Here is a 12,898-nt window from a genome sequence, read left to right on the forward strand (position 1 = left end):
GAAAGGTGGCACTTCCTGACCCATTGAAGAGTGCAACCTATGACGATCAAAACACCGCTCCACCACTACGCCCACATGTCCCACCCCGCCACCGACCACCCCGTTCTCCTTATCGACACTAACGCCCCGCTACGCGACCTCCACGCCTGCGCCGCCGAACGCCTCAACGCCGTTCTCAAATACCTTGACCTCATCGCCTGTACCCGCCTCGCCGATCACGCGGAGCATGACATCAACACCGTCACCAATATCGCCAGGATCATGGTGCAGGATGTGAGTGATGTGTTCCGAGTGATTGAGCAGCGGGGGATTTGAGCCTGCATCGTAGAAAGAGCAGGTGCGGAAAGTGGAGGTCATTCCGCCACCATATTTTTTCGATAGCCATTCTTTCCATATGAAGGGATGGAAATAGTGATAGCGATTTAATAGCGTTCGGATCAGCCATTGGCCATCAGTAGTTCGGTGAAATTTAAATTACCGAGTATTTAGTGAATCAAGGCTGTGTTTTTTCATGTATCCCTTCAATTAATGTAAGGAAGAAAAAATGACAGATAGAAGACCTTTTAACCCAAACGTGACTGTACCCAAGCCAGGCGGTGGTGAGCAGCCTCGCTCCAGAAACAATGATGGTCAAGTTAGCGACAAGCGAAGTGATGCAGGTAAACCTAGAAAGAAATAATCCGCACTGGTGACAGATCACTAACAAAATAGATCTGTCGCCGCGTCGAAACATATGTCAATCAGACACTAAATCCTAAATCACTTCTGATCGCAAGAATTGTCTTAGAGTACAACTTCTCAACAGGAGCCAAACGCTCAGTCATTTCAGAGACAAATATTTCAAGCAACTGCTCTCTGCGGACGTATTGTTGTTCTCGCTCATCCCTACATTGCATAGCTCTAGCTTCACACGCCTCTAATTTCTTAAAAAGCCTATCAAGTTTTTCAGATTCCGCAGCCTCTCGCCCATCAAGACTTGTAATTTCTTTTACAATATTGTCTGCCTGTTCACTTGCAGTGCGGTGGCCTTCATCTGCAAATTTTATGTTTACATTGCAAAATCTAAGTGGCGTCAGTTTCTCTACACTATACGCAGTCAATTCCGCATACGCCTGCGATAGCGAACTGATCAGGTGAGCGGTTTTTTGCTCAGCAACAAGTTGACATTTTATCGTGGCAGACATTAGCCCGCTGAGATCATTATCATCAGCGACACTGCCAGCCTCCTTAAATGCAAGTGAACCCAACTTAGTATTTATCCTGGTAAGCTCCTCCGCTATATTCAAATAAGCTTCTTGCCTGAGCTTCCCTGCACGCTCTTTAGATTTTTCTTTAGAATCGTGGTCCAACTGAATAACCAGTCGATTCAAGTTACTACGATTAGATATAAAAACACCTGTCAATGCGATCACTGCAGACAACACCGCAGTAATTAACGCAAGGGGTACCACACTAAAAATATCCATACAACCTCCCTATTGAAATAATTCAACCCCAAAAAAACAACTTATCTAATTCATTGCAGCGATTATGCCCACTGCATGGAACTGAAATCAAAAATTTGCCGGCGTATTCGCACTAATAATCTCAGCCTCATCCGCCCCGATATTCCGAAACTTATGCGGCAGCGTCGTCGGAAAATAATACCCATCCCCCGCATTCAACACACTCACCGACCCATCCACGGTCAACTCAACCGTACCCCGCGTCACCAGCCCACACTCCTCGCCTTCCGCATGCACAATCGGCTCTTCCCCGGAGCTCGCACCCGGTGCGTATTGCTCGCGCAGCAGGCGCATCTGGCGGCTGGGTACGGAGGCGCCGATTAGTAGCAGGCGCAGGCCGTGGCGGCCGAGGTCAGGTTGTTCGTTGGCGCGGAAGACGTATTGGTGTTCGCGCGGGGGTTGGTCGAAGGTGAAGAAGTCGGCCAGGGACATCGGTATGCCTTCGAGCAGCTTTTTCAGGGAGCTGACGGAGGGGCTGACGCGATTCTGTTCGATCAGGGAAATGGTGGCATTGGTCACGCCGCTACGCCGGGCCAGCTCGCGCTGGGAGAGTTTGTAGCTTTCGCGTACTAGTTTGAGTCGAGAACCCGTATCCATGACAGCCTTATGTGAGTAGTACTTAAGGGTAATGGGGGTGGGTGGCGGGTGCCGCGCGAGGGGCGCGGGTCACGTTGCTCCCGTGTCCCGGAACCGTGAAAGGCGGCTATTAAATCACGTTTGCCGGTGTTGCTCAGCAGGTTCGATGGACGGTGGGGTAAAAGTCCTTCTTGCCTTGGTAATGCGGGCACTGTGGGAGCGAGCCTGCTCGCGAAAGCGGTGTGTCAGGCGACGGGGATGTTGGCAGATATGGCCTCTTCGCGAGCAGGCTCGCTCCCACAGTTGGATCTCTTTTGTGTCAGTTGGCTTTGTGGAGTTTGTCAGGCCGCCATCCCTGGCAAGCCAGACTCCCACAGAGTATGTGATGTTTCTGTGGGAGGGATGGTGGCTGGGCTGGCCTCATCGCGAGCAGGCGAAGGCCTACAATTTGATCTTTGGTGTTTCAGTCGGATTGATGTTGCCTTTGCTGGCCTCTTCGCTGGCAGGCCAGCTCCCACAGTTGGATATCTGGGTGTCAGTGACATCGGTGGTGTTGCTGCAGCATTAAAAAACCGGCGGGGTCTTGGGGACCGCCGCCGGGGAGGTAACTTAGAGGCCGAAGCGGTCGCGTAGCGAGTAGTAGACGGCGCCGAGGGCAGTCAGTGGCGCGGAGAACGTGCGGCCGCCGAGCATTGGCATGTGCGGCAGCGATGCGAAGGCGTCGAAGCGTTCGGCGTCGCCGCGGATCATTTCCGAGATCAGTTTGCCGGCCAGATGCGAGCAGGTGACGCCGTGGCCGCTGTAGCCTTGCATGTAATAGGCGTTCTTTTCGATGCGGCCGAATTGCGGCATGCGTGACATGGTCAGCAGGAAGTTGCCGGTCCAGCGATAGTCGATCTTGACGTCTTTGAGTTGCGGGAAGGTCTTGAGGATCTTCGGGCGGATCAGTTGTTCGATGTCGTCCGGTTCACGCGCGCCGTAGACCACGCCGCCGCCGTACAGCAGACGGTTGTCGGCAGTCAGACGGTAGTAATCCAGCAGGTAGTTGCAGTCTTCGACGCAGTAATTGTTGGTGATCAGGCTGCGTGCCTGTTTCTCGGTCAACGGTTCGGTGACGACGATCTGCGAGCCGCACGGCATGCTTTTCGCGGTCACGCGGTTATCCAGACCTTGCGGCAGATAAGCGTTGCCGGCGATCAGCAAGTACTTGGCGCGGACCTGGCCTTTGGCAGTGCGCACGACGTTGGGCTCGCCGTATTTGATTTCCACGGCCGCCGATTGCTCGTAGATCTTGCCGCCCAAACGCGTGATCGCAGCCGCCTCACCGAGCGCCAGGTTCAGTGGGTGAACGTGGCCGCCCTGCATGTCGAGCAGACCACCAACGTAAGCATCGGAGCCGACTTCGCGACGAATGTCAGCCGCGTCGAGCATCTTCAGATTGCGGTTGCCGTAACGTTCCCAACCGCGCTTCTGCTCGGCCAGACCGTTGAGTTGTTTCTTGTTCATCGCTGCAAAGATACCGCCCGGGCGGTAGTCGCATTGGATGTCGTATTCCTTGATGCGCGAACGGATGATGTCGGCGCCTTCGAAGATCATGCTGCCGAGAATTTCTGCAGTCTTGTCGCCATAGCGCTCTTCGATCACGTCGACATCGCGGCTGTAGGAATTGACCAGTTGACCGCCGTTGCGACCGCTGGCGCCGTAGCCGACTTTCGCCGCTTCCAGCACCGTCACTTTGTAGCCGGCTTCGGTGAGGAACAGCGCCGAGGACAGGCCGGTGTAGCCCGCGCCGATGATGCAGACGTCGCACTCGACCGACTCTTCCAGAACCGGGAAGTCGATGACTTCGTTGCGGGTGGCGGCGTAGTAGCTGTTTACGTGTTGCTGTTTCATACGTTTCTCCGAGGGCCGCCAATAAACGGCGACCACCGCTGTAATAGATTCAGAGCTTGATCCAGGTCGCTTTCAGCTCGGTGTACTTGTCGAACGCGTGCAGCGATTTATCGCGGCCGTTGCCCGACTGCTTGAAGCCACCGAACGGTGCGGTCATGTCGCCGCCGTCGTACTGGTTGACCCAGACGCTGCCGGCGCGCAGGCCTCGGGCGAAGGTGTGCGCCTTGCTGAGGTTGCTGGTCCAGACGCCGGCGGCGAGGCCGAAGATGCTGTCGTTGGCGATCTGCAGTGCTTCTTCAGCAGTGTCGAAGGTGATCAGCGACAGCACCGGGCCAAAGATTTCTTCCTGGGCGATGGTCATTGCGTTGGTCACGCCGTCGAACAGCGCCGGTTGCACATAGAGGCCACCGGTTTCTTCAAGGGTGCGTTGTCCGCCAGCAATCAGCTCGGCGCCCTGCTCGCGACCGATGCTGATGTAGCGCAGCACGTTGTCGAGTTGACGCTGATCGACCACGGCACCGACGGTGGTTGCCGGATCGAGTGCGTGACCCGGTTTCCACGCTTGCAGCGCTTCCACCAACAGCGGAATGAACTGCTCGCGGATCGAACGCTCGACCAGCAAGCGCGAACCCGCCGTGCACACTTCGCCCTGGTTGAACGCAATGGCGCCGGCCGCTGCTTGTGCTGCCGCGCGCAAATCCGGTGCGTCGGCAAACACCACGTTCGGGCTCTTGCCCCCTGCTTCGAGCCAGACGCGTTTCATGTTGCTTTGGCCTGCATAAATCATCAGTTGCTTGGCAATCGCCGTGGAGCCGGTGAAGGCCAGCACGTCGACGTCCATGTGCAACGCCAACGCCTTGCCGACGGTGTGACCGAAGCCTGGCAGAACGTTGAACACGCCTTTCGGAATGCCGGCATCCAGCGCAAGTTGAGCGATGCGGATTGCGGTCAGCGGCGATTTTTCCGAAGGTTTCAGAATGAACGAATTGCCCGCCGCCAGTGCTGGAGCGAATTTCCAGCTGGCCATGATCAACGGGAAGTTCCACGGCACGATGGCCGCAACCACGCCGGAAGGTTCGCGAGTGACGAGGCCGAGTTGATCGTGCGGTGTGGCGGCGACTTCGTCGTAGATCTTGTCGATGGCTTCGGCGCTCCAGCGGATCGCGTTGGCGGTCGCCGGGATGTCGATGCTCATCGAATCGCTGATCGGTTTACCCATGTCGAGGGTTTCCAGCAGCGCCAGTTCTTCCTGGTGCTGCAGGATCAGATCGGCGAAGCGGATCAGGATGCGCTTGCGCTCGGCCGGGGCTTTTTTCGCCCAGATGCCGGACTCGAAAGACTGGCGCGCGACTTCAACAGCGAGGTTGGCATCGGCTTCATCGGTGCTCGCCACAGAGGCGAGGAAACGGCCGTCGACGGGGCTCAGGCATTCGAACGTGTCGCCACTGATGGCCGGGCGGTATTCACCGTTGATGAACGCGCGGGCTTCGATGGTCAGGGACTGGAAGCGTTGTTCCCAGTCGTTGCGGGTCGTTGTCATTGTTGTGGCTCGACAAGGGGAATTGGGGGTGTCGGGGTGTTGGGTCTGGCTTGAGATGGCTGCCCTCACCCTAGCCCTCTCCCAGGGGTAGAGGGGACCGACCGGGGGATGCTCAGAATCTCCGGCGACCTGAAAAATCTTTGCCGAATCCATAATCGACTGGATCGTTCAGGTCGCCGAATATCTCAAGACAACTCGGTCAGTCCCCTCTCCCTCCGGGAGAGGGTTAGGGTGAGGGGCTCTTCGGCTTTTGAGGGCCTCAACCCATCACACCGTATGCAGATACCAGTTGTACTCAAGGTCTGAAATCGAGTTCTCGAACTCGGCCAGCTCGCTCTCTTTACACGCGACAAACACGTCGATGTACATCGGGTCGATATAGCGGGCCATGACCTCACTGTCGTCCAGCTCGCGCAATGCGTCGCGCAGGTTGTTCGGCAGGCTCTGTTCGTTCTGCTCGTAGCTGTTGCCTTCCACCGGTGCGCCCGGCTCGATCTGGTTGGTCAGACCGTGGTGAATACCGGCCAGCACCGAAGCCATCAGCAAGTACGGGTTGGCGTCAGCGCCAGCAACGCGATGCTCGATACGCACGGCGTCCGGCGAACCGGTCGGTACGCGCACGGCCACGGTGCGGTTGTCGATGCCCCAGCTCGGCGAGTTCGGTACGTAGAACTGCGCGCCAAAGCGGCGGTACGAGTTGACGTTCGGGCAGAGGAAGGCCATTTGCGCAGGCAGGGTCTCCAGCACACCGCCGATCGCGTGACGCAGTGCGGCGTTCTGCTCGGGATCCTCGCTGGCGAAGATGTTGTTGCCTTCTTTGTCCAGGATCGAAATGTGTACGTGCAGACCGTTGCCCGCCTGACCCGGATACGGCTTGGCCATGAAGGTGGTGTCCATCTCGTGGTCGTAGGCGATGTTCTTCACCAGACGCTTGAGCAGGACGGCGTAGTCGCACGCCTTGATCGGGTCGGAGACGTGATGCAGGTTGACTTCGAATTGCGCCGGGGCGCTTTCCTTGACGATCGCGTCAGCCGGGATGCCCTGCTCTTTCGCGCCTTCGAGGATGTCTTGCAGGCAGTCGACGTATTCGTCGAGATCGTCGATCAGGTACACCTGAGTCGATACCGGACGCTTGCCGGACACCGGCGAACGTGGCGATTGCGGACGACCGTTCACGTTGTCCTGATCGATCAGATAGAACTCGAGTTCGAATGCTGCGCAGATGGTCAGCCCGAGGTCATCGAATTTGCGTACGACGTTGGCCAGCACTTCACGCGGGTCAGCGAAGAATGGCTGACCTTCGATTTCGTGCATGGTCATCAAGAGTTGTGCGGTTGGGCGCTTCTGCCACGGCTCGATGCTCAGGGTGCCGGGAATCGGATAGCAAATGCGGTCAGCGTCGCCGATGTCCAGACCCAGGCCGGTGCTTTCCACCGTGGAGCCATTGATGTCGAGGGCGAAAAGCGAGGCCGGCAGGTTGATGCCTTTCTCGTAAACCTTATGAAGACTGGTGCGTTCGATGCGCTTGCCGCGCACCACACCGTTCATATCCGCAATCAGAAGGTCGACGTACAAAACCTCAGGATATTTCTTAAGGAATGCGTTTGCTTCGTTGAGTTGAACGGTACGCAGAGGGACCGACATGATGCACCTATTTAGCTGTTAATTATTATGTTCACTGCTGTTTCGCCGAGCCAGTCAACCCGAACGGCAAAGTGAAGTCAATAGCGAACAGATGGCCGCTCAGGGTTTATTTTTCGGGCTTTTTTTAACACTTGCGTGCCAATACAGGCGCCGCAGCCCCGGAAATCATGAAGATATGATGAACGGCGTTTAGAATTTTTTACATGGCAGTTGTTAATTAAAATCAACGAGGCTAAGCTCCGGAAAAGCTCGTTCAAGTGTCAAACTTCGAGGTGAATAAAAATGGCATTCAAGCCATTGATCGGCGTTACAGCGTGCGTCAAACAGATTGGCCTGCACCCCTATCACATCAGCGGCGACAAGTACGTACGTGCTGTCAGCGTTGGCGCTAACGGGCTGCCAGTGGTCATTCCTTCCCTTGGCAACCTGACTGAAATCGAAGACCTGCTCGGTCAACTCGACGGTCTGCTGCTGACCGGCTCGCCCTCGAATGTGGAACCTTTCCACTATCAAGGCCCGGCCAGCGAACCCGGCACGGATCACGATCCGGCGCGGGATGCCACCACCCTTCCTTTATTGCGTGCAGCCATCGCGGCGGGCGTTCCGGTGCTTGGCATTTGCCGGGGCTTCCAGGAAATGAACGTGGCGTTCGGCGGCAGCCTGCATCAGAAGGTGCATGAGCTGCCGGGCATGCTCGATCACCGTGAAGCCGATAGCCCTGATGTGGCCGTGCAATACGCACCGGCCCATGCCGTGACGGTATTGAGCGGCGGCGTGTTCGAAGCACTGGAGTTGCCGGGCGAGTTCCAGGTCAACTCGATTCACAGCCAGGGCATCGACCGCCTCGCCCCCGGCCTGCGTGCCGAAGCGGTGGCGCCGGACGGTTTGATCGAGGCGGTCTCGGTCGAGCACAGCCCGACCTTCGCCCTCGGCGTGCAATGGCACCCGGAATGGCAAGTGCTCGATAACCCGAACTACCTGAAGATTTTCCAGGCATTCGGCGAGGCTTGCCGGCAACGGGCGGCGCGGCGCAACAAACGCTGACTCAACCCAAGAATCCATAACGATTTACTGCCCCCACGGACGTCGGGTGTGCCTGCGCACATCCGTCATTCGTGAACAGCAACACCCGTAATAACAACAAGTACGACCCAGGCAGCCAGGACGGCGGCGCCGAACAAGCCGGATCGGTACGGGTAATGCCAGTCAGGTAAACGCATTTCCCCTGTGGGAGCGAGCCTGCTCGCGAAAGCGGTGTATCAGCTAACAATGATGTCGACTGACACTCCGTATTCGCGAGCAGGCTCGCTCCCACAGGTTCTGCGCCATAGCTGACAGGCATCCCGTACAGGCTTGCAATCCACTTAAGCCCGGCCACATTGGCCCGGCGAACGAAACCTGTTGGGAGTTTCACATGGCAAACGCCTCCAGCACTTACAGGAAGGCACTTGAAGGCCATCAGCAACCGAAAAAGGTGCTGGTGAAAGTCGACCGTGTCACCAAGAAGTTCGACGAAACCGTGGCCGTGGACGATGTGTCCCTGGAGATCCATCAGGGCGAAATCTTCGCCCTGCTCGGTGGCTCCGGTTCGGGCAAATCGACCCTGCTGCGCATGCTCGCCGGTTTCGAGCGCCCGACCGAAGGGCGGATTCTGCTCGACGGCGTGGACATCACCGACATGCCGCCGTACGAGCGGCCGATCAACATGATGTTCCAGTCCTACGCGCTGTTCCCACACATGACCGTCGCGCAGAACATCGCCTTCGGCCTCAAGCAGGACCGTTTGCCCGCCAGCGAAATCGACGCCCGTGTCGATGAAATGCTGCGTCTGGTGCACATGACTCAATACGCCAAACGCCGTCCGCACCAGTTGTCTGGCGGCCAGCGTCAGCGCGTCGCCCTCGCCCGCTCGCTGGCCAAGCGTCCGAAGCTGTTGCTACTCGATGAGCCTATGGGTGCGCTGGACAAAAAGCTGCGTTCGCAGATGCAACTTGAGCTGGTGCAGATCATCGAACGCGTCGGCGTGACCTGCGTGATGGTCACCCACGACCAGGAAGAGGCCATGACCATGGCCGAGCGCATCGCGATCATGCACCTCGGCTGGATCGCCCAGATCGGCAGCCCGGTCGACATTTATGAAGCACCGGTCAGCCGCATGGTTTGCGAGTTCATCGGCAACGTGAACGCCTTCGACGGCACCGTGGTGGAAGACCTTGAAGGTCACGCGATCATCCACAGCCCGGACTTGCAGCAGAAGATCTACGTCGGTCACGGCGTCAGCACCTCGGTGCAGGACAAGTCGGTCACCTACGCGATCCGTCCGGAAAAAATGCTCGTCAGCACCACCCAACCCGAGTTCCGCTACAACTGGTCCGAAGGCAAGGTGCATGACATCGCCTACCTCGGCGGTCACTCGGTGTTCTACGTCGAATTGCCCGGCGGCAAAATCGTCCAGTCGTTCATGGCCAACGCCGAACGCCGTGGCGCGCGTCCGACCTGGGACGACAAAGTCTACGTCTGGTGGGAAGACGACAGCGGCGTGGTACTGCGCTCATGAGAACCTTCAATCAGCAATTCCTGCGCCTGGTGCCCAGCGGGCGAAAACTGGTGATCGGCATTCCGTTCATCTGGCTGTTCCTGTTCTTCATGCTGCCGTTCTTTCTGGTGATGAAGATCAGCTTCTCGGAAGCCGCGCTGTCGATCCCGCCGTACTCGGAGATCTACACCTACGCCGAACAGAAATTCCAGCTGCTGCTGAACATCGGCAACTACACCATGCTCGGCGAAGACGAGCTGTACCTGTCGGCCTACCTCGGTTCGCTGAAGGTCGCGGCGCTGAGCACGATGATGTGTCTGCTGATCGGTTTCCCGATGGCCTACGCGATCACCAAGACCGGCAAGGAAACCCAAAACGTTCTGCTGCTGTTGATCATGATGCCGACCTGGACCGCGATCCTGATCCGCGTTTATGCGTGGATGGGCATCCTCAGCAACAACGGTTTGCTCAACGGGTTTCTGATGTGGACGGGGCTCACCGATCACCCGATCGAGATCCTCAACACCAACACCGCCGTCTATATCGGCGTGGTCTACGCCTACCTGCCGTTCATGGTGTTGCCGCTGTACGCCAACCTCGTCAAGCACGACGGTAGCTTGCTGGAAGCCGCGCAGGATCTGGGTTCGAGCAACTTCAACAACTTCTGGAAAATCACCGTACCGCTGGCCAAGAACGGGATTATTGCCGGCTGCATGCTGGTGTTCATTCCGGTGGTCGGTGAGTTCGTGATTCCGGAACTGCTGGGTGGCCCGGAGACCCTGATGATCGGTCGCGTGCTGTGGCAAGAGTTCTTCAATAACCGCGACTGGCCGGTGGCGTCTGCGCTGGCGGTGGTGATGCTGTTGATCCTGATTGTGCCGATTCTGCTGTTCAACCGCAGCCAGGCCAAAGAGATGGAGGCACGGGGATGAAACGCTTCGGTTTTTCCAAGTTCATGCTGATCTTCGGTCTGATGTTCATTTATCTGCCGATGCTGATTCTGGTGATCTACTCGTTCAACGCATCCAAACTGGTGACGGTGTGGGGCGGCTGGTCGGTGAAGTGGTACGTCGGTTTGCTCGACAACACGCAACTGATGGGCTCGGTGGTGCGCTCGCTGGAAATCGCCTGCTACACCGCGATTGCTGCGGTCGCGTTGGGCACCCTCGCCGCTTTCGTGCTGACGCGAGTGACACGCTTTAAGGGTCGCACGCTGTTTGGTGGTCTGGTCACTGCGCCGTTGGTGATGCCTGAGGTGATCACCGGTCTGTCGCTGTTGCTGCTGTTTGTGGCCATGGCGCAGTTGATCGGCTGGCCGCAGGAGCGTGGCATCGTCACGATCTGGATCGCCCACACCACGTTTTGTGCCGCTTATGTCGCGGTGGTAGTCTCCGCCCGCCTGCGCGAACTGGACCTGTCGATCGAAGAAGCAGCGATGGATCTCGGTGCGAAGCCGTTCAAGGTGTTTTTCCTGATCACCATTCCCATGATTGCGCCGTCGCTGGCCGCGGGCGGGATGATGTCGTTCGCCTTGTCGCTGGATGACCTGGTGTTGGCCAGCTTCGTCTCCGGCCCGGGTTCGACCACGTTGCCGATGGAAGTGTTCTCGGCCGTGCGTCTGGGTGTGAAGCCTGAGATCAATGCCGTAGCCAGCCTGATTCTGCTGGCGGTTTCCTTGGTAACCTTCCTGGTCTGGTACTTCGGCCGCAAGGCAGAAGCCAACCGCAAAAAAGCGATTCAGGAAGCGATGGATCAGACCGCGAACGAGTCGTGGCAACCACAGCAACAAGCCGCCACCGCCTGACCCTGTAGGAGCTGCGGCACGCTGCGATCTTTTGACGTTGTTTTTGAAGATCAAAAGATCGCAGCGTGCCGCAGCTACTACAAAAATGTAGTCAGCCCCTCGGTCAGTCCCCTCTCCCTCCGGGAGAGGGTTAGGGGGCTTTGCGTAACGTGAATAAAAAGAATGGAGTTGTACCGATGAAAATGTTTGGCAGGACTCTGCTGACACTGTCCTTAATGGGCGCAATGGTCATGGGCGCCCAGGCCAACGACAAGGTGCTGCGTGTTTACAACTGGTCCGATTACATCGCGCCGGACACCGTCAAGAAGTTCGAAGACGAGACCGGCATCCGCGTGACCTACGACGTCTTCGACAGCAACGAAACCCTTGAGGCACGTTTGCTGGCGGGCAAATCCGGTTACGACCTGGTCGTGCCGTCAAACAGTTTCCTGGCCAAGCAGATCAAGGCCGGCGTCTATCAAACGCTGGACAAATCCAAGCTGCCGAACTGGAAGAATCTCAACCCGGTGCTGCTGAAAAACGCCGCCGCCAGTGATCCGGACAACGCCCACGCGTTCCCGTACATGTGGGGCTCGATCGGCATCGGTTTCAACCCGGCCAAGGTCAAGGAAGTGCTCGGCGCCAACGCCCCGACCAACTCCTGGGACTTGCTGTTCAAGCCGGAAAACGCTGAAAAGCTGAAAGCCTGCGGCATCAGTTTCCTCGACTCGCCGACCGAAATGATCCCGGCCGCCCTGCACTACCTGGGCTACCCGGTGAACGACAAGGACACCGCACACATCAAGGAAGCCGAGGCGCTGTTCATGAAGATCCGCCCGAACGTGGCGTATTTCCATTCCTCGAAATACATCTCCGATCTGGCCAACGGCAACATCTGCGTGGCGGTCGGATACTCCGGTGACGTGCTGCAGGCCAAGGCCCGCGCCGTGGAATCGGGCAACAATGTGGTGATCGATTACAGCATTCCCAAGGAAGGCGCCGGCAGCTTTTACGACATGGTCGCGATCCCGCGCGATGCGGCGAACGTCGAGAACGCTTACCTGTTCATGGACTTCCTGATGCGTCCGGACATCATCGCCGAGATCACCAACAGCAACGGCTACAGCAACGCCAACGCGGCGGCCACGCCATTGGTGGATGAAGCGATCCGCAACGACCCGGGTTCGTATCCGTCGCAAGCGGTGATGGCGACGTTGTATGCGGTGCCGGATCAGCCGATTGCTACGCAGCGAATCATGACCCGTGGCTGGACCCGGGTGAAGCTCGGTAAGTGAGCCGATGATCGTTCCCACGCTCCGCGTGGGAACGCAGTCCGGGACGCTCTGCGTCCCAAAGCGTGACGCGGAGCGTCACAAGAGGCGTTGCCACGCAGAGCGTGGGAACGATCAGTGTAAAAATTT

Annotated in this window: 12 protein-coding genes; 7 read left to right on the plus strand and 5 right to left on the minus strand. The window is 57.7% G+C overall.

Features of this window, described 5'->3' with window-relative positions:
- Positions 1-39: 39 nt before the first annotated feature.
- A complete protein-coding gene (locus tag PspS49_RS17845) occupies positions 40-315 on the plus strand; it encodes a fructose-bisphosphate aldolase (protein WP_160040819.1) in 276 nt (91 codons plus the stop codon).
- 425 nt (positions 316-740) lie between these two features.
- On the opposite strand, the gene PspS49_RS17850 is transcribed toward PspS49_RS17845, so the two are convergent.
- A complete protein-coding gene (locus tag PspS49_RS17850) occupies positions 741-1,466 on the minus strand; it encodes a hypothetical protein (RefSeq protein ID WP_160040821.1) in 726 nt (241 codons plus the stop codon).
- An 87-nt stretch (positions 1,467-1,553) separates the two neighbouring features.
- Positions 1,554-2,102 carry a cupin domain-containing protein gene (locus tag PspS49_RS17855; protein WP_007950154.1) on the minus strand — a complete coding sequence of 183 codons (549 nt, stop codon included), beginning with the start codon at positions 2,100-2,102 and terminating at the stop codon, positions 1,554-1,556.
- Between the two features lie 364 nt (positions 2,103-2,466).
- Between PspS49_RS17855 and PspS49_RS17860 the strand changes: the two genes are divergently transcribed.
- On the plus strand, positions 2,467-2,649 hold the full coding sequence (locus PspS49_RS17860; protein WP_160040823.1) for a hypothetical protein: 183 nt from the start codon (positions 2,467-2,469) through the stop codon (positions 2,647-2,649).
- Positions 2,650-2,690: 41 nt separating this feature from the next.
- On the opposite strand, the gene PspS49_RS17865 is transcribed toward PspS49_RS17860, so the two are convergent.
- From PspS49_RS17865 to PspS49_RS17875, 3 genes are all read right to left on the minus strand, one after another.
- Positions 2,691-3,974 (minus strand): FAD-binding oxidoreductase, encoded by a 1,284-nt coding sequence (locus PspS49_RS17865; RefSeq protein WP_123594283.1) that lies wholly within the window; start codon positions 3,972-3,974, stop codon positions 2,691-2,693.
- Positions 3,975-4,023: 49 nt separating this feature from the next.
- On the minus strand, positions 4,024-5,514 hold the full coding sequence (locus PspS49_RS17870) for an aldehyde dehydrogenase (protein ID WP_160040825.1): 1,491 nt from the start codon (positions 5,512-5,514) through the stop codon (positions 4,024-4,026).
- A 267-nt stretch (positions 5,515-5,781) separates the two neighbouring features.
- On the minus strand, positions 5,782-7,158 hold the full coding sequence (locus PspS49_RS17875; protein ID WP_064120847.1) for a glutamine synthetase family protein: 1,377 nt from the start codon (positions 7,156-7,158) through the stop codon (positions 5,782-5,784).
- A gap of 282 nt (positions 7,159-7,440) precedes the next feature.
- Here PspS49_RS17875 and PspS49_RS17880 point away from each other — a divergent pair, with 282 nt between their 5' ends.
- The 5 genes from PspS49_RS17880 to PspS49_RS17900 all read left to right on the plus strand — a co-directional run bounded on the left by PspS49_RS17880 (position 7,441) and on the right by PspS49_RS17900 (position 12,772).
- Positions 7,441-8,202: a gamma-glutamyl-gamma-aminobutyrate hydrolase family protein gene (locus PspS49_RS17880; protein WP_150750846.1), complete on the plus strand. Its 762-nt coding sequence runs from the start codon at positions 7,441-7,443 to the stop codon at positions 8,200-8,202.
- Positions 8,203-8,572: 370 nt separating this feature from the next.
- The gene (gene potA / locus PspS49_RS17885; RefSeq protein WP_007919249.1) at positions 8,573-9,715 is read left to right on the plus strand and encodes a polyamine ABC transporter ATP-binding protein; all 1,143 of its coding nucleotides are present in this window, start codon (positions 8,573-8,575) and stop codon (positions 9,713-9,715) included.
- Positions 9,712-10,626, plus strand: a complete 915-nt coding sequence (locus PspS49_RS17890) for an ABC transporter permease subunit (protein WP_127928700.1) — start codon at positions 9,712-9,714, stop codon at positions 10,624-10,626. The genes potA and PspS49_RS17890 overlap by 4 nt, the downstream gene beginning before the upstream one ends.
- The gene (locus tag PspS49_RS17895) at positions 10,623-11,498 is read left to right on the plus strand and encodes an ABC transporter permease subunit (RefSeq protein WP_127928702.1); all 876 of its coding nucleotides are present in this window, start codon (positions 10,623-10,625) and stop codon (positions 11,496-11,498) included. Before PspS49_RS17890 ends, PspS49_RS17895 begins: the two co-directional genes overlap by 4 nt.
- Before the next feature lie 176 nt (positions 11,499-11,674).
- On the plus strand, positions 11,675-12,772 hold the full coding sequence (locus PspS49_RS17900; protein ID WP_034155530.1) for a polyamine ABC transporter substrate-binding protein: 1,098 nt from the start codon (positions 11,675-11,677) through the stop codon (positions 12,770-12,772).
- Positions 12,773-12,898: the final 126 nt, after the last annotated feature.

Source organism: Pseudomonas sp. S49 (genome assembly GCF_009866785.1).
In the GTDB taxonomy this organism is placed as follows: Bacteria; Pseudomonadota; Gammaproteobacteria; order Pseudomonadales; family Pseudomonadaceae; genus Aquipseudomonas.